17 protein-coding genes are annotated in these 15,577 nt (G+C 59.4%); 14 read left to right on the forward strand and 3 right to left on the reverse strand.

The features are described 5' to 3' along the window. Nucleotides 1-96: 96 nt before the first annotated feature. The 5 genes from NKJ94_RS21200 to NKJ94_RS21220 all read left to right on the forward strand — a co-directional run bounded on the left by NKJ94_RS21200 (nucleotide 97) and on the right by NKJ94_RS21220 (nucleotide 3,756). Nucleotides 97-243, forward strand: a complete 147-nt coding sequence (locus tag NKJ94_RS21200) for a hypothetical protein (protein ID WP_352527466.1) — start codon at nucleotides 97-99, stop codon at nucleotides 241-243. A gap of 173 nt (nucleotides 244-416) precedes the next feature. After that, complete coding sequence (locus NKJ94_RS21205) at nucleotides 417-566, forward strand: hypothetical protein (RefSeq protein ID WP_352527468.1); 150 nt, start codon at nucleotides 417-419, stop codon at nucleotides 564-566. 120 nt (nucleotides 567-686) lie between these two features. Continuing rightward, nucleotides 687-908, forward strand: coding sequence for a hypothetical protein (locus NKJ94_RS21210; RefSeq protein WP_352527470.1), 222 nt, complete (start codon nucleotides 687-689; stop codon nucleotides 906-908). An 866-nt stretch (nucleotides 909-1,774) separates the two neighbouring features. Next, entirely contained in the window at nucleotides 1,775-2,878 is a 1,104-nt protein-coding gene (locus NKJ94_RS21215; RefSeq protein WP_352527472.1) for a glycosyltransferase family 9 protein, read from the forward strand. Nucleotides 2,879-3,018: 140 nt separating this feature from the next. After that, nucleotides 3,019-3,756: a polysaccharide deacetylase family protein gene (locus NKJ94_RS21220; RefSeq protein ID WP_352527474.1), complete on the forward strand. Its 738-nt coding sequence runs from the start codon at nucleotides 3,019-3,021 to the stop codon at nucleotides 3,754-3,756. Here the strand turns inward: NKJ94_RS21220 and NKJ94_RS21225 are convergent, their stop codons facing one another. Together NKJ94_RS21225 and NKJ94_RS21230 are read right to left on the reverse strand one after the other, a co-directional pair. Beyond that, the gene (locus tag NKJ94_RS21225; protein WP_352527476.1) at nucleotides 3,757-4,146 is read right to left on the reverse strand and encodes a DUF427 domain-containing protein; all 390 of its coding nucleotides are present in this window, start codon (nucleotides 4,144-4,146) and stop codon (nucleotides 3,757-3,759) included. Between the two features lie 126 nt (nucleotides 4,147-4,272). After that, complete coding sequence (locus tag NKJ94_RS21230; RefSeq protein ID WP_352527478.1) at nucleotides 4,273-4,659, reverse strand: hypothetical protein; 387 nt, start codon at nucleotides 4,657-4,659, stop codon at nucleotides 4,273-4,275. 177 nt (nucleotides 4,660-4,836) lie between these two features. Here NKJ94_RS21230 and NKJ94_RS21235 point away from each other — a divergent pair, with 177 nt between their 5' ends. Beyond that, nucleotides 4,837-6,465 carry a fatty-acid--CoA ligase gene (locus tag NKJ94_RS21235; protein WP_352527480.1) on the forward strand — a complete coding sequence of 543 codons (1,629 nt, stop codon included), beginning with the start codon at nucleotides 4,837-4,839 and terminating at the stop codon, nucleotides 6,463-6,465. An 82-nt stretch (nucleotides 6,466-6,547) separates the two neighbouring features. Continuing rightward, complete coding sequence (locus NKJ94_RS21240; protein ID WP_352527482.1) at nucleotides 6,548-7,333, forward strand: DUF1499 domain-containing protein; 786 nt, start codon at nucleotides 6,548-6,550, stop codon at nucleotides 7,331-7,333. A gap of 13 nt (nucleotides 7,334-7,346) precedes the next feature. Here NKJ94_RS21240 and NKJ94_RS21245 read toward each other — a convergent pair whose 3' ends face one another. After that, on the reverse strand, nucleotides 7,347-8,255 hold the full coding sequence (locus NKJ94_RS21245; protein ID WP_352527484.1) for an MBL fold metallo-hydrolase: 909 nt from the start codon (nucleotides 8,253-8,255) through the stop codon (nucleotides 7,347-7,349). Nucleotides 8,256-8,368: 113 nt separating this feature from the next. Here NKJ94_RS21245 and NKJ94_RS21250 point away from each other — a divergent pair, with 113 nt between their 5' ends. The 7 genes from NKJ94_RS21250 (at nucleotide 8,369) to NKJ94_RS21280 (ending at nucleotide 15,536) form a co-directional block, all read left to right on the forward strand. Further along, nucleotides 8,369-8,959 (forward strand): biotin transporter BioY, encoded by a 591-nt coding sequence (locus NKJ94_RS21250; RefSeq protein WP_352527486.1) that lies wholly within the window; start codon nucleotides 8,369-8,371, stop codon nucleotides 8,957-8,959. 335 nt (nucleotides 8,960-9,294) lie between these two features. Beyond that, nucleotides 9,295-9,954, forward strand: coding sequence for a transcription termination/antitermination protein NusG (nusG, locus tag NKJ94_RS21255; protein WP_352527488.1), 660 nt, complete (start codon nucleotides 9,295-9,297; stop codon nucleotides 9,952-9,954). A 145-nt stretch (nucleotides 9,955-10,099) separates the two neighbouring features. Then, nucleotides 10,100-11,419, forward strand: a complete 1,320-nt coding sequence (locus NKJ94_RS21260; RefSeq protein ID WP_352527490.1) for a UDP-glucose dehydrogenase family protein — start codon at nucleotides 10,100-10,102, stop codon at nucleotides 11,417-11,419. Nucleotides 11,420-11,458: 39 nt separating this feature from the next. Continuing rightward, entirely contained in the window at nucleotides 11,459-12,736 is a 1,278-nt protein-coding gene (locus tag NKJ94_RS21265) for a sugar transferase (RefSeq protein WP_352527492.1), read from the forward strand. 158 nt (nucleotides 12,737-12,894) lie between these two features. Continuing rightward, nucleotides 12,895-13,989: a GDP-mannose 4,6-dehydratase gene (gmd, locus tag NKJ94_RS21270; RefSeq protein WP_352527494.1), complete on the forward strand. Its 1,095-nt coding sequence runs from the start codon at nucleotides 12,895-12,897 to the stop codon at nucleotides 13,987-13,989. A gap of 21 nt (nucleotides 13,990-14,010) precedes the next feature. Further along, complete coding sequence (locus tag NKJ94_RS21275) at nucleotides 14,011-14,769, forward strand: glycosyltransferase family 2 protein (protein ID WP_352527496.1); 759 nt, start codon at nucleotides 14,011-14,013, stop codon at nucleotides 14,767-14,769. A 44-nt stretch (nucleotides 14,770-14,813) separates the two neighbouring features. Next, complete coding sequence (locus NKJ94_RS21280) at nucleotides 14,814-15,536, forward strand: O-methyltransferase (protein ID WP_352527498.1); 723 nt, start codon at nucleotides 14,814-14,816, stop codon at nucleotides 15,534-15,536. Nucleotides 15,537-15,577 lie beyond the last annotated feature (41 nt).

Consider the following 15,577-nt stretch of genomic DNA (forward strand, 5'->3'; position numbering starts at 1 on the left):
GCGCATCGCGACCTTGGATGCCCGGCAAGAATATTGCACTGTCTAGTGGATCCCTCCGCGCAGCATGATGAACAAAGGGCTGCGGCGCGCTGGACGGTGAAATCCGAACTCCGCGCGGTCGGCCGCGACAAGCCGCTGCTGCTGGTGCTGGCGGCGATCCTCTGCCTCTATTGTGCCTTTATCGCCGGACCGATCGTCTATGCGGTGCTGGCCATCAACGGCATTGCGGATTTCTTCAAATGAAGCCGGTTCCGGCGATCTCGCTGCGGTCTGGCGCGCTGCGTCTACCGGCCCCGAAATTGCCTGACCTGGACGAAATTGCTTAGCCGGGATGAAACTGTTCCCGTCTATCGTTCGTAGCTTTAGGGGGTACGGGAGGACACGTGACGATAAGAATCAGGCTTCCGGGCGGGACCTTGAAGATCAAGAAAAGGGACGAGCTGCGGCGCCGCGAGCAGAAGCGCGAGGTGCCGGTTTGGCAGGTCGGCAATTACTTCGTCATCTGGTGGCCGAGCGGCATGTCCGATCGCCCATCCTCGCCCAAAAAATCCTCGCCCAAGAAATAACCCGCGCATCCGACGATCTCGGCTGGGCACTGACGCCTCCGTGCGGGATCAGGAACCGCCTTGCGCGCCCAACCTCCGACGGCCGCTCAACTAGTCCCAGAAATAGTCAGGAGGCAGGCATTGACTCTTCCGCCACGGAAGGTCTCTGGTGCTGCATTGCACAATGGGGCGGCGGAATCGATGGCGGTGCGTATCAGGATGCCTGGCGGCACGCTGAAGGTGAAGGTGTACCGCGAATTGCGCGACCGCGAGCGCGCCCGCCGCACCCCCGTCGTCAAGATCGGCCGGATCTATTTCACCTGGTGGTCGAGCCGCCACCCCCCGTCAGCGAGCAGCCGCTAGGCGGATCCCACCTCACGGCCAGCCAAAGCATTGATGTCCGTCGGACCTCGGCTCCAGCCTCCTAGAAAATAGCTCACAAAAGTCGATGATCGGCTGTTGACTCTTCCGTAACGGAAGGTCTCTACTTACCGCATTGCACACAATTGCTGCATTGCACAACGGGAGTTGGACCGATGGCAGTGCGTATCAGGTTGCCGGGCGGCACTCTGAAGATGAAGACCTATCGCGAATTGCGAGCCCGCGAACGCGACCGGCGCGTGCCGGTCATGAAGATGGGCTCGCTGTATTTTGTTTGGTCGAAGTCTCAAAGTCCCCAGGAAAAGCCACACCGACAGCCCTCGGTAAACCCAGCACGCCTTGCACCATCATCAGTGTTCGCGCGGAGTGCAAACGAGGGCGGTGACGAGCCACAGATTGGGGGGCAATAGCTGGCGTGAAGTCGGGCTCGGGCCATCTTGCACTGTGTGACCAGAGAACTGTGCCGCTGGTCGAATGCGAACAATGCTTTCGTCTGATGGTTGGAGGTCATCCGGTTGTTGGCGCATTGCGCGAGCCTTTTCACGCACGGCTAAGGCCGTGGAGCACGCACTGTGACCTGGTGCCTTGACGCCGGTTTTCGGATCGCCGTTTCGACTTTGATCTGGTCGATCTGGAACCGATAGATGCGCCGCGCAAGCGGCGGTGTAGGCTGCAAAGAACGGCCGCGGATAAGGAAAGAACGGCCGCGGATAAGAGTTGAGTCCATCAGAATCTGACCTTACCGATTTGTAACCGAATTCACGCGAACGTGCGCGTGACGGCTCCAAATCCCGACATCGTTTCTGCCCAGTTTCCGGCTCCCGAACCCGCCCCGGTGCCAGAAACAGATGTTGCAGAACCCGCCCACGCACGTCCGCTCGATTCTCATCCTCCAGACGAAATTCATCGGCGATCTTGTCCTCGCCTCCGCGCTCGCCAGTAACCTGCGCCTCCAATATCCAAGGGCCAGGATCGTGTTCCTTTGCGAGGCGAGCTTTGCCAGTTTCCTGGTGGCTCATGGCATCGCCTCGGACGTGGTGGCGTTCCGGCGCGTACGGATGCGTGGCACCCCTCTGGAGCGTGGCCGCGAGCTTTACGCGATGGTGCGGGCGCTGCGCCGCTTCCGGTTTGACCTGACCATCGACCTGGCCGATTCCAAAACCTCACGCATCATCGTCAGGCTCGTCAATGCCAAGACCCGCGTCGGATACGATCCTCCCGAAAAACCGTTGCGCTGGCTGGAACGCCAGCCCGCCAACGTCCTAGCCAAGCCGTTTGGCTTTGGTGGCCAGCATTATCTCTACCGCTATCTTTCGCCGCTTGAGGCGCTTGGCGTGGAGTTGCGTGCGCAGGTCCCAACGATTCAGCCGCTGCCGATGGAGACCGCCAGGGCGTTGGCGCTTCTCGACCGGCATCATCTTCGGCGTAACGCCTTCATAGCCGTTCATGCGGGAGCGAGCTTCCGGGGGCGGCAATGGCAGCCGGAACGTTTTGCGCTGGCGATCGACGAGATTTCGCGGCAGACCGGGTTGGACTTCCTGCTTGTCGGCGGCCCCGATGAACGGGCATCTGCCGAGCGCATCATCGCCAAGGCCGCTTCGCCGATCGTCAACATGGTCGGGGCGCTGTCGCTTGCAACGCTGCTGGCGGTCCTCGGACAGGCACGCCTGTTTCTCGGGAACGAGAGTGGCCCGATGCACATGGCCGCCGCCGCGGGAACGCCGGTTGTCGGCCTCTTCGGCCTGACCGACCCGGCCGTGTGGGGTCCTGTCGGGGTGGCCAATGTTACGCTGCGGCCCTCCATGCCTTGCGAGTGCATAGCCAGGGACCTGTGCCGTCGGCCCGATCCGAGCAAGGCTTGCTGCGTCTGGCGGCTAGAGGTCAAAGCGGTTGTCGACGCGGTGCGCGCGATCCTTTCACGTACGGTTAAGGACGTGGAGCACGCATTGTGACCTCGCGCTTGCCAAAGATCAGGCCCGCGGTCAAATTGCCGCTGCCGACGCTTTTGCAGGGGCATCGTCCCGATTTCCGCCTTGATGCCGGTCTTGGGGTCGCCGCTTCAACCTTGATCCGGCCGACCTGGAAACGATCAATGCGCCTGTTCCAAAAACATTTTTGCGCAGTTGCGATATGGCTGTGGGCCGTCTCGGCAAGCAACGCCCAGTTGCTCGTCGAACCGACACTGCACATCAAGGCCGAGGCGGGCAGCGGCCGCGTCGCGCTGACGCTCGATGCGTGCGGCGGAAGGACCGACACCCGGATTCTCTCGGCGCTGGTGGAAAACAAGATTCCCGCCACCATTTTCGTCACCGGCATCTGGCTGAAGCACAACGCCGCCGCCGTCGAGATCATGCGGGCCCATCCCGAACTGTTCGAATTGGAAAACCATGGCGGCCGTCACGTCCCGGCCGTCGACACGCCGCAAAGGGTCTACGGCATTCGCAGTGCCGGCAGCCCGAAGGCCGTGCTGGCCGAGGTCGAATCCGGTGCCGCCGCTCTCGCCGTGACCGGCGAACCGGCGCCGAAATGGTTTCGCGGCGCAACCGCCGAATACAGCCCGTCGGCAATCGCAATGATACGCAAGCTTGGCTTCAAGGTCGCCGGATTCTCGATCAACGGCGACGGCGGCTCATTGCTCGGTGCAAAAGAGACCGCCCGGCGCATTGCCGCGGCAAAGGACGGCGACGTCATCATCGCTCATATCAACCAGCCGACCCATGCGGCCGGCGAAGGCGTGGTTCAGGGGCTTCTGGCGCTGAAGGAGAAAGGCCTTACCTTCGTGCGGCTCGACGATGCAGACGGTGTTGGCGATGAAGGCACCACCGACTGATCAGTCGGGCGTGGCCTCAATGATCACCTTGTTTGGATAGAACGCGCCGTGATCGCGGATGTCCGCCATCTCGTCGAAGGGCTGCTCATAGGCCCACATCGCATCCTTGCCTGCATCGCCGGCGGGCAGCACGCTCCAATAGCTGGCATTGCCCTTGTAGGGGCAATGGGTCGAGTGTTCGGTCTTGCCAAGTTGCTTGAAGTCGATGTCGTCAAACGGAACGTAGAAAACAGGGGAATAGGGCGATTCGGTCAGCACCTTGACCTTGCCGGATGAGGCGATGACGACATCGCCGGCGCGCACCATCACGGTGCCCTTGTAAGGCTCGACGGTGATCGTCTTGCCCGGATTGCGCTGAAAGCCGGGTGCCGGGTTTGCGATTTGGTCCATGTCGAATCTCCTTGCCTCAACCCCAAGATGTGTCTGGCAAGAGCCTTGCGCAAGACCTGCCTGCCACCAGGCGGGCGTCGCCCGCGGGGGGGAAGTCTCGCCTCTTTCTTCCGCTTCGCCGAAAACTCAGGCGGCGGCCTGGAATGCGTCCATCAGCCCGGCATAGGCGGCGGCAATGCCGGCCACCGGATTGGTGCTTTTCGAGGTGGTCTCGACCTTCAGCGCGCCGCCGCTGGTCGGCAAGGTGAGCAGCAGGAACTGGCGATTGCCGCCATCGCCGACGCAGGCGGCGGCGACGTGCTGGGCTTCGCCCTCGTTCTCGACGCACATCTTGAACAAGAGCGTGCCGCCAACCGCTTCGAGGGCGCCGCCGACGACCTCGACGAATTCATCTTCGGAAACGGTTTTGCCGTCGGGAACCAGATCGGCCGGCGCCACATCGGTCGCCACCAGATCAGCCAGGCTTTCGGCAAGCGTATCTTCGAGGGCTTTGTCGTCGAGCTGCGCGTCCATGCGAACCTCTTTCATTCGCCAATCGCGCCCCACCCATTAATCAACGTTAACGCCGAGCATGGCCGGATTGTGGCGAATTCGGCCTCATTTCGGTCTATGCACCGCTCCAGCCCGGTCACGACTGGACAATCGGCCGGTTCGTCCCACAATGGCGCAAAAAATAACGGGAGGAACAAAATGCTCGGGCTGATGCAGGAATGGCCGCTGCTTTGCCACAAGCTGATCGACAATGCCGAGCGGCAGCACGGCCGACGCGAGATCGTGTCGCGCTCGATCGAGGGGCCGATCGTGCGCAGCACATATGCCGAAATCCATCATCGTGCCCTGAAGGTCGCTGAGCGGCTCGAGCGTGACGGTTTCGGGCTTGGCGACCGTATCGCGACCCTGGCCTGGAACACCGCGCGCCACATCGAGACCTGGTACGGCATCATGGGTGTCGGCGCGATCTATCACACGCTCAACCCGCGGCTCTTTCCCGAGCAGATCACCTGGATCATGAACAATGCCGAGGATAAGGCGATCTTCGTCGACCTGACCTTCCTGCCGCTGCTCGAAAAGATCGCCGGCGCGGTCAAGTCGCTGAAGCAGGTTATCGTGCTGACCGACAAGGCGCATTTGCCGGAAACTGCGCTACCCAAGGTCGTCGGCTATGAGGAATGGCTTGCTGAAGCCGACGGCAACTTCGCCTGGAAGACATTCGATGAAAACACCGCCGCCGGCATGTGCTACACCTCGGGCACGACGGGCGACCCGAAGGGCGTCCTCTACAGCCATCGTTCGAACGTGCTGCACGCCATGATCGCCGCGATGCCCGATGCCATGGGCCTGTCGTCACGCGATACCATATTGCCGGTCGTGCCGATGTTTCACGCCAACGCCTGGGGCCTTGCCCAGAGCGCGCCGATGATTGGCGCCAAGCTGGTCATGCCCGGTTGCAAGATGGATGGCGCTTCGCTCTACGAGCTGCTCGACACCGAGAAGGTGACCTTCAGCGCCGCCGTGCCGACGGTGTGGATGATGCTCCTCCAGCATCTGGAAGAGACCGGCAAGAAATTACCCTATCTGCAGAAAGTCGTCATCGGCGGCTCGTCCTGTCCACGCGCGCTCACGACGAAGTTCCAGGACCATTACGATGTCCAGGTCGTCCACGCCTGGGGCATGACCGAGATGTCGCCGCTCGGCACGCTGTGCACCCTGAAGCCGGACTATGCCGGGCTGAAGGGCGGGGCCCGCCTCGACGTCCAGCAGAAGCAGGGCTTTACGCCGTTCGGCATCGAAATGAAGGTGACGGACGACAGCGACAACGAACTGCCATGGGATGGCAAGACCTTCGGCCGGCTCAAGGTCCGCGGGCCGGCTGTCGCACGCGCCTATTATGACGGTGTCGGATCCGAACAGTTCGATGAACAAGGCTGGTTCGATACCGGTGATGTCGCGCACATCGATCCCGGCGGCTACATGCAGATCACCGATCGCGCCAAGGACGTGATCAAGTCGGGTGGTGAATGGATCTCGACCATCGAACTCGAGAACCTCGCTGTCGGCCATCCGGACGTGGCGGAGGCCGCCGCCATCGGCATTCCGCATTCCAAATGGGGCGAGCGGCCTTTGCTCGTGATCGTCCGCAAGCCGGGCAGGGAGCCGACCAAGACGGACATCCTGGCTTTCATGGACGGCAAGGTGGCGAAGTGGTGGATGCCGGACGACGTCGCCTTTGTCGGCGAAATTCCACATACAGCCACCGGCAAGATTCAGAAGATTACCTTGCGTCAGCAGTTCAGGGACTATCACCTGCCGACGGATTGACGGAGATGCGGCGTCTTTTCGCCTTCAAGCCGCCGCTGAAAGGCACTATGCCTTTGTTCGGGTTGGGGCAGCGCGGAAAACAATGACGGTAATTCTCGAGCGACAAACGTCGAGGGCTGCCGGTTGGTCGCGGCGCACCGGCGCTTTTTCGGCGGTCCTGCTGCTGACCGCTCTCATCGGCCACCGATATGATCTCGTCGAGACGCCGGCTTTCCTGTGGGTGCTCGGCGTTGTCGCCTTGCTGGCCGCGTTCGCGCTTTTGTTTGCCGGGTTTGCCTTTGCGCGATTGTGGAATTTCGGTGATCGCGGCGGCCGCGACCTGACCGCCGGCGCTTTGTTGGCGCTTCTGGTGCTCATCCCTTACGCTGTCGCGGCCTATTGGGCGGCGACTTATCCGCCGCTGCGCGACATCTCGACGGATTTCGACGATCCGCCAGCGCTCGATATTTCTATCCGGACAAAGGATATGAACGAGCTTTTGCCGCCGACGCCCGGCGAGCAGCGCCTGCAAACCGAAGCTTATCCGCTTGTTACTGGACGCAGCTACAGCTTGCCATTCGATCGCGTTCTGGAGGCGGTCAAAACCGTGCTCGATCGGCGGGGCTGGCAGCTCGCGGCGCCATTTCCCGACGCAGTAAGGCAAAGTGAGGTGACGATCGAGGCGGTGGCCAAGAGCTTCCTGCTTGGCCTTCCCGTCGATGTCGCCATCCGTGTGAGCGATGATGGCGATGCGATCATCGTTGATATGCGCTCGGCCTCGCGTTACGGCCGCCATGACCTTGGCGACAATGCAGCGCGCATCACCGATTTCCTTGCCGAGCTAGACCAGGAAGTCGCCGGCCAGGTGGGCGTGGCGCCGGCGGAGTGATATCCGAGGGATACTACTTTGCCGGCGAAAAAATGCCGTCTATGGCCGGCGCGCCATCGGTGTGGACCAAGCCACGCGCCACCAGATCTTCCAGATGGGCAAGTACCGACAGGCCGGCGGCGCCGTGCAGACGCGCGTCGGTGTCGCGATAGATCGCCTCCACCATGTTCTTGATCGTCCGGTCACCGCTGTTGATCCGCTCCAGAATCGCCCGTTCGCGCATTTTGCGATGTGTTTTCAATACGCGCATGAAGTTGCGCGGCTCAGTCACGGGCCCGCCATGGCCGGGCAACAGCAGCCGGTCGTCGCGTTCGATCAACCGATCGAGCGATGTCATGTAGTCGGCCATGGCGCCGTCCGGCGGCGCGACGATGGAAGTCGACCACGCCATGACATGATCAGCCGAGAAAAGGATGCCGGTTCCTTCCAGTGCGAAGGCCGCGTGATTGGCGGTATGGCCGGGCGTCAGCACCGTCCGGATCGCCCAGCCGTCACCGTCGATCACCATATTATCCGGCAGCGCGACGTCCGGAACGAACTCGATGTCAGCGCTGGCATCGAGCGGATTGACCTCGCCGGTGCGCAACGGCCGCGCCGGACGATGCCGGCCTTCCGCCAGAACCGCCGCACCGGTGTGCTGCTTCAGCCGCGCCGCCAGTGGCGAATGGTCGCGATGCGTGTGGCTGACGAAGATATGGCTGACCGGCCTCGTCCCTATCGCTTCGAGCAGCGTTTGAAGATGTGCCTCGTCATCCGGACCCGGATCGATCACCGCCAGCGTCCCGCGCCCGACGATATAGCTGTTGGTTCCGTGAAAGGTGAACGGGCTTGGATTCGGGGCCGTGATTCGAAGCACGTCGGGCGCAACGCTCACGCCCTGGCCGTAGGACGGGTCGAAGCGTGTATCGAATTTCAGCGCCATGCGAACGTCGCGACCTTTTTTGGGGGGAGGGCAAAACCGATTGCCGCATAGCACGGAAGCCAATATAGGAAAACGCAAGGCCGCGCTCGCGGCAATCCGGAACGGGGAAGACCATGGCAATTTCAACGACGATGCGTCCGCTTATTTCTCTCGCTCTGCCTGAAAAGGGCGCGGCCCGGCTGGCGGGACAGCTTTTACTGGCGATCGCCGGAACGCTGCTGCTGATCTTGTCGGCCAAGACGAAGGTCATGCTCGGACCGGTCGATATCTCGATGCAGACGCTCGCTGTCTTTCTGATCGCCGCCGCCTTCGGAATGCGCCTCGGCGTCGCCACGCTGCTTCTCTACATGGCCGAGGGCGCATGGGGCGTTCCAGTGTTCCAGAGCACGCCGGAAAAGGGCATCGGCATTGCCTACATGCTCGGTTCGACCGGCGGTTATTTAGCCGGCTTCGTCGTCATGGCGGCGATCGTCGGCTGGGCTGCCGACCGTGGCTGGGATCGCCATCCTATCAAGCTCTTCAATGCGATGCTGGTGGCCGAGATCGTCATGATGGGGATGGGCTTTGCCTGGCTGGCGCTGTTGATCGGCCCGGAAAAGTCGTGGCAGTTCGGGGTGGTGCCCTTTATCGTCGGCGATCTGATCAAGGTTGCGCTGGCCGCGAGCCTGGTGCCGGCTGTCTGGTCGCTGCTAAAGCGTTCGTGAATCCGGTCAAGCACCATCGCTGTGCCATGATCGGGGTTTCGTGGCTTGCTGGCAATTCTGTCTCAGTGCCGGCCTATCGAAACAGCTTTTTATCGCAAACTGGAATGGCTCTGCAGGCATCTGTTGCGCAACGACATACCGGCGACCCGTCACATTAGCTTCAAGTCCGTGGACTAAGCACCAGAACAACCGGGGATCGCCGCGCCAATGTAACCAAAGAGCTACGCGTCACAGCGAATTGCCCGATATCGCATGTCGGGCAGCTGAAAAAGAAAGCGGCCCGATGATTATTTAGGCATAGCTAATTTCATGGACAATTTGCGGGTAAGTTTTCTATGAATCACCCTGATTCTCGCGGCATGGGTGCTTGCTGGCATCGACACACTGTCGTAACCCTTGGCGCCGATATGCCCGCCCTGAGAGGGAGACACGTGATTAGCGCGGAAAAAACAACGAGTAAGGCGACCATCCTGTCGCCAGAGCCGACAGTCGCGCCGGCAACCCGCTGGTACGCGGCCAGCGTCTTTCCCGGAAAGGAGCATGTCGCCGAAAGGCATCTCCAGATCCAGGGATTTCAGCCGTTTGTGCCTCGCTGCGAGAAAACCGTGCGTCATGCCCGGCGTCTCGAAACCCGGTCGGCGGCCTATTTCCCGGGCTATATGTTCATCGCCCTTGACCTCGGACTGCAACGTTGGCGCTCGGTCAATGGAACATTCGGTGTGCGTTCCCTCGTCACGCAAGGCGACCGGCCTTTGCCGGTCCCCTCGGGTCTGGTAGAGCGTTTCATTGCATTGACCGGTAAGGACGGGCTGCTTGATTTCAGTGGAGGCCTTGCAGCGGGCGCCTCGGTCCGAATCCTTTCGGGCCCTCTCGCGGAAACGATCGGTCGCCTTGACCGGCTCGATCCAGCTGGACGAGCCCGGGTTCTGGTGGCCATTATGAATGGCGAAATCCCTGTCGACTTGGATGCCAAGGATCTCGTAGCAATCGCGTAGCCGCAACATCAAGGCGGCGTCGTGATGTAAATTGTTGTACGATGCGCTCTCGGGTTTCACCCGGGAGTGCGGTAGCCGTCGTTCGGTGGGGAATAGGCGCTGCCTGGCGAGATCATCTCATCGGCGCTGATTGGGAGTACGCGGTATGCGAATAACAATGATTGGTGCCGGCTATGTTGGGCTCGTCTCGGGCGCCTGTTTCGCCGACTTTGGCCATCAGGTCTGCTGCGTCGATCGTGATGCGGAAAAGCTTGCCATGCTCAAACTCGGCAAGATACCGATCTATGAGCCGGGGCTCGACGACCTCGTCACCACCAACACCGCGCAAGGCCGCTTGCGTTTCGACGACAATCTGGCTGATGCGGTTTCTCAATCGGATGTCGTCTTCATTGCCGTGGGTACGCCATCACGGCGTGGCGATGGCCATGCCGATCTGTCCTTCGTCTATGACGCGGCCGCCGAAGTTGGTCGCGCACTCAAGGGGTTTACGGTCGTGGTGACGAAATCGACCGTCCCCGTCGGTACCGGCGATGAGGTGGAACGGATCATCCGCGAGCAAAATCCCACTGCTGATTTTGCGGTAGTCTCCAATCCGGAATTTCTTCGCGAAGGATCGGCGATCGAGGACTTCAAGCGGCCCGACCGCATCATTGTCGGCACCGATGCCGAACGGGCAAAAGCCGTCATGGGCGAGATCTACCGCCCGCTCTCGCTGAATGTCGCGCCGATATTCTATACGAGCCGGCGTACGGCAGAGCTTACCAAATATGCCGGCAACGCGTTTCTGGCCATGAAGATCACCTTCATCAACGAAATTGCCGATCTCTGCGAGCGGTTGGGAGCCGATGTGCAGGACGTCGCGCGCGGCATCGGCATGGACAACCGCATCGGCGCAAAGTTTCTTCATGCCGGGCCGGGCTATGGCGGCTCCTGTTTCCCGAAAGATACGCTGGCGCTGGTCAAGACCGCGCAGGACGCGGCAAGCCCCGTACGGCTTATTGAAACGACGGTGTCGATAAACGATCAGCGCAAACGGGCAATGGCGCGCAAGGTGGTCGAGGCCTGCGGCGGCTCGGTTCGCGGCAAAACCATCGGTATCCTCGGCCTTACGTTCAAGCCGAACACCGACGATATGCGCGATGCCCCCTCATTGGCCATCATTCAGGCGCTCAAGGATGCGGGCGCTTCGATCAAGGCTTATGATCCGGTCGGCATGGAGCAGGCACGCAAGATGATCGAGGGCATTGAATTCGGGGAAAGCGCCTACGCAGTGGCCGACGGTTCGCATGCGATCGTCATCGTCACCGAGTGGAACGCGTTTCGGTCGTTGGATCTGAAGCGGCTCCGTGCACTTATGGCGACGCCAGTGATGGTCGATCTTCGAAACGTCTACCGCGGCGAGGACGTCGTGAAGGAAGGCATAGCCTATTCGAGCGTTGGGCGAGAGCAGCATCTTGCCAAGTGAAGACCTAGGTTTCATGGGACCCGGTTCGCGGGATTCAATTTGAACACCACCACCATCCATTTACCCAATCGAAGGCACCTCCTGCTCCGGATGCGCTTTCAACTGCTTGGCGGATTGACATTCGCGATTCTGCTGCCGGCGCTGGTCCGCATGTCGGTTGATCCCCGGGTAATCTGGTCATCGAACATGCAGGTTACGATTTTTGCAGCATTCATCGCACACACGACAGGCTATTTCTTTTACAAGCGCATCGGGAATTTCCCGGGCGTCGCAGCGGCTGGTTACATTTTGCCGACCTTCGCCCTGACCTACGGCTTGGTGTTCGCTACCATTTTCTTCTTCAGGTTCGATTATAGCCGGTTCCAGGCTGCAGCGAGCTTCATTCAATCGACATTGTGGTATTTTGGCTTGAGCCTGGTCACGCGTAGGCTCGATGCACACCGGCTGGCGATAATTCCTGGCGGCGACGTCCATAGGCTGGAGAGCATACCGGGTGTGAGCTGGCACAGAATTCATTCACCCGACATGGTCGTCGAGTACGCGACCGGTGTGGTGGCCGACCTTCGAGCCGACCTTTCGGATAAGTGGGAGCGATACATCGCCGACCGCGCGCTCTCGGGAACACCGGTCTATCATGTCAAGCAAATCAGCGAATCGCTCACAGGCAGGGTAGAGATAGAGCATCTCTCTGAAAATACCCTGGGTTCCTTGAATCCAAATCAAGCATATCTGAAAGCAAAGCAGGCAATAGACTGGGCTTCTGCATTGTTCGTGCTCGTTGTCTTCTCGCCATTGCTGTTATTCGTGGCGATTGCCGTAAAGATCGATTCACCTGGACCTTCGCTATTTAGACAGAAGCGAATGGGCTACAGAGGCCATCTTTACGAGGTCTACAAGTTTCGAACGATGAAGCTCGGCGACGCAGTTATCGACGAGAAGGAAGCGGCTATCACGAAGGCCGGCGACGCACGTATAACCCGCTTGGGCCAATTCTTGAGAAAGTCCAGGATCGACGAGTTGCCGCAAGCATTCAACATCCTGCGCGGCGAGATGAGCTGGATCGGTCCGCGGCCGGAAGCACTCGTACTCTCGAAATGGTACGAAGCGGAGCTGCCGTTCTATCGATACCGGCACATCGTGCGGCCTGGCATTACCGGATGGGCGCAAGTCAACCAGGGCCACGTTGCGGCCGTGGACGATGTTCTGGAAAAACTTCACTACGACTTCTACTACATCAAGAATTTCTCCCCTTGGCTCGACGTGCTGATTGTGTTTCGTACCATCCGAACCATGCTGACGGGATTTGGCGCACGTTGATAGGTGACAAAGATCGCTAGTCGACGCAGCCCAAGCCGCGGTTCACGAGCCTCACGGGATGGAATAACCACCAGCTTTTTTGAAAAGGTATTTGCAATGTCTAAAGTTACGCTGATCAGCGTTGAAAATGCCGTCGTTTCGATCTCGGAGAAAGCACAATGACTAGGAAGGTCGCGCTCATTACCGGCATAACCGGCCAGGATGGCGCCTATCTGGCGGAACTTCTCTTGGCAAAGGGCTACGATGTCCATGGCATCAAGCGGCGCTCGTCCTCGTTTAATACAGGTCGCATCGACAATCTCTACCAAGATCCGCATGAAAAGAACGTAAGGCTATCGCTGCACTATGGCGACATGACCGATGCCACCAACCTCATCCGCATCGTCCAGGAGGTGCAGCCCGACGAGATTTATAATCTAGCCGCACAATCGCATGTCCAGGTGAGCTTCGAGACCGCAGAATATACGGCGAATGCGGACGCGATTGGCACATTGCGTCTCCTCGAAGCCATCCGACTGCTTGGCTTGACAAAAAAGACGCGTTTCTATCAGGCATCGACCTCCGAGCTCTACGGCAAAGTGCAGGAGATCCCGCAACGCGAGACGACGCCTTTCTATCCTCGGTCGCCCTATGCGGCCGCAAAGATCTATGCGTATTGGATCACCGTGAATTACCGCGAAGCTTACGATATCCACGCTTCCAACGGCATCCTGTTCAATCACGAGAGCCCGATGCGCGGCGAGACGTTCGTCACCCGCAAGATCACGCGCGCGGCTGCCGCGATAAGCCTCGGCCTTCAGGACAAGCTCTACCTCGGCAATCTGTCGGCTGAACGGGATTGGGGGCACGCCCGCGATTATGTCGAAGGCATGTGGAGAATTCTCCAGCATGAGGTGCCCGACGACTATGTCCTTGCAACCGGGGTGAAGAACTCGGTCCGCCGCTTTGTCGAGCTTGCGTTCAACGAAGTCGGGACCGAGATCCGATGGGTTGGTTCCGGCATCGAAGAAAAAGGCATCGACGCAAAATCAGGCGCCGTTCTGGTCGAGGTGGACCCGCGATATTTCAGACCGACCGAAGTTGAGCTTCTGATCGGCGACGCTTCGAAAGCGGAGCGCGTTCTCGGGTGGAAGGCGACGACGTCGCTGGCGACAATGGTCCAGGAAATGGTCCAGTCCGACCTCGAAACGGTAAAGCGGGAATCCGAGCACCGGCGCCTTGACGAAGATCGGATGCGTGTTGCGGCACAATAAGGAAGGTTGGGCCGCCTGGACATGAAAATCTCGGTCTTGACCGTCTGTTGGAACTCAGCGGCGACAATCGGGCATACCATCGATAGCTTCTTGGTCCAGGATCATGGCGACAAGGAACTAGTGATCGTTGACGGCAATTCGTCGGACGAGACGTTGTCAATTGTCCGGTCTTACCCGCAGGACCAAATGCGGGTGGTCAGCGAACCCGACAGCGGAATGTACGATGCGCTCAACAAAGGGCTGAGCCTTTATACTGGAGACGCGGTAGGCGTACTAAATTCCGATGATTGTTTCCACGATCATACAGCGCTGAGGCGAGTTTCGGCGGGACTCGAGCATACCGACATCGTTCATGGCGATCTGGATTTTGTTGAAAATCATCTCAACAAACGGGTCGTACGACGCTGGCGCGCCGCTCCTAGGCCCGCCAAGGGTTTTCGGACCGGTTGGATGCCTGCTCATCCAACATTCTACGTCAAGCGGAAGGTGGCCGACACGGTCGGTGAGTTCGACCTCAACCTCAAAGTAGCATCGGACTACGATTGGATGCTGAGAGCAGTTGAACTCCACGGATTCCGGAGCGCTGCCATTAGCCATGTCTTGGTGGACATGATGGTTGGCGGGGCCAGCACGCGAAACCTTGCCTCGCACATCGGGCACAATTTGGAAGCTCTACAGTCTCGCCGTCGTTGGCTCGGTTCAGGTTCTTTCGACTACGCGCTGGTTGCTAAACCTTTACGCAAGGTGAAGCAATTGTTCCTTAGGAAAACTCCCCAATAGGACGTTACGCAAGAGCCTCGGTTCGCGCAATGCAAGCGAATAGGATGGCTGTTCACCGCCGTGTGGTCGGACGAAATGACGAAACTGAGGCGCACTCCAAGGACAAGGTAAATGAACAAGTCAAGGGCACCACAATGAAGAAAATATCGCATTTGACGCCGCGATACATCGCAAATCGAATCGCGTTAGCGATCGATCAGAAACTGAGACCTAGTGATCCTTGGATTACAAGATCGGCGATCTGCGCATTAGACACGCTTTTACGTCCCTCTGATGTTGGAGTTGAATTTGGTTCTGGCCGCAGCACCAAGTGGTTTGCTGATCGTATGGCCCAACTTACAAGTGTAGAGCACAACCGTAAATGGTATGAGAAAGTTCGTGACTCATTGAGCTCCAGGAATGTCAAAAACGTAGACTATCTTTTGGTCGAAGACAATTCGACTGATATTAAGGCGAACGCGGAGGCTTATACCTCGGTACTCCAGAACTATAGTGATGAAAGTATCGATTTCGCCCTCGTGGATGGTGCCTACAGAGGGACTTGTGCTTACAGAGTGATCCCAAAGCTAAAGCGCGGGGGGATTTTGGTGATTGACAACGTAAACTGGTTCTTGCCGAGCTCTTCGACGGCGCCGGAATCGAGAAGCTATTCCGACGGCCCGGATACGGAGGAAAATTGGCCAGAAGTTCACAGAACGCTAGAAGGCTGGCGCAAGATCTGGAGTACGAATGGCGTCTGGGACACCGCTATATTCCTCAAGCCGTGAGACACCTACCTGCGGGTGTAAGATATCAGACGTGCCTTGCG

The organism is Mesorhizobium sp. M0060 (assembly GCF_040323155.1).
Taxonomy (GTDB): domain Bacteria; phylum Pseudomonadota; class Alphaproteobacteria; order Rhizobiales; family Rhizobiaceae; genus Mesorhizobium.

Excerpts from the sequence above, each read along its gene's own strand:
- NKJ94_RS21215 (WP_352527472.1), top strand. The coding sequence starts at position 1,775 with ATGTTGCAGAACCCGCCCACGCACGTCCGCTCGATTCTCATCCTCCAG.
- NKJ94_RS21220 (WP_352527474.1), top strand. The coding sequence starts at position 3,019 with ATGCGCCTGTTCCAAAAACATTTTTGCGCAGTTGCGATATGGCTGTGG.
- NKJ94_RS21225 (WP_352527476.1), bottom strand. The coding sequence starts at position 4,146 with ATGGACCAAATCGCAAACCCGGCACCCGGCTTTCAGCGCAATCCGGGC.
- NKJ94_RS21230 (WP_352527478.1), bottom strand. The coding sequence starts at position 4,659 with ATGGACGCGCAGCTCGACGACAAAGCCCTCGAAGATACGCTTGCCGAA.
- NKJ94_RS21235 (WP_352527480.1), top strand. The coding sequence starts at position 4,837 with ATGCTCGGGCTGATGCAGGAATGGCCGCTGCTTTGCCACAAGCTGATC.
- NKJ94_RS21240 (WP_352527482.1), top strand. The coding sequence starts at position 6,548 with ATGACGGTAATTCTCGAGCGACAAACGTCGAGGGCTGCCGGTTGGTCG.
- NKJ94_RS21245 (WP_352527484.1), bottom strand. The coding sequence starts at position 8,255 with ATGGCGCTGAAATTCGATACACGCTTCGACCCGTCCTACGGCCAGGGC.
- NKJ94_RS21250 (WP_352527486.1), top strand. The coding sequence starts at position 8,369 with ATGGCAATTTCAACGACGATGCGTCCGCTTATTTCTCTCGCTCTGCCT.
- nusG (WP_352527488.1), top strand. The coding sequence starts at position 9,295 with ATGAATCACCCTGATTCTCGCGGCATGGGTGCTTGCTGGCATCGACAC.
- NKJ94_RS21260 (WP_352527490.1), top strand. The coding sequence starts at position 10,100 with ATGCGAATAACAATGATTGGTGCCGGCTATGTTGGGCTCGTCTCGGGC.
- gmd (WP_352527494.1), top strand. The coding sequence starts at position 12,895 with ATGACTAGGAAGGTCGCGCTCATTACCGGCATAACCGGCCAGGATGGC.
- NKJ94_RS21275 (WP_352527496.1), top strand. The coding sequence starts at position 14,011 with ATGAAAATCTCGGTCTTGACCGTCTGTTGGAACTCAGCGGCGACAATC.
- NKJ94_RS21280 (WP_352527498.1), top strand. The coding sequence starts at position 14,814 with ATGGCTGTTCACCGCCGTGTGGTCGGACGAAATGACGAAACTGAGGCG.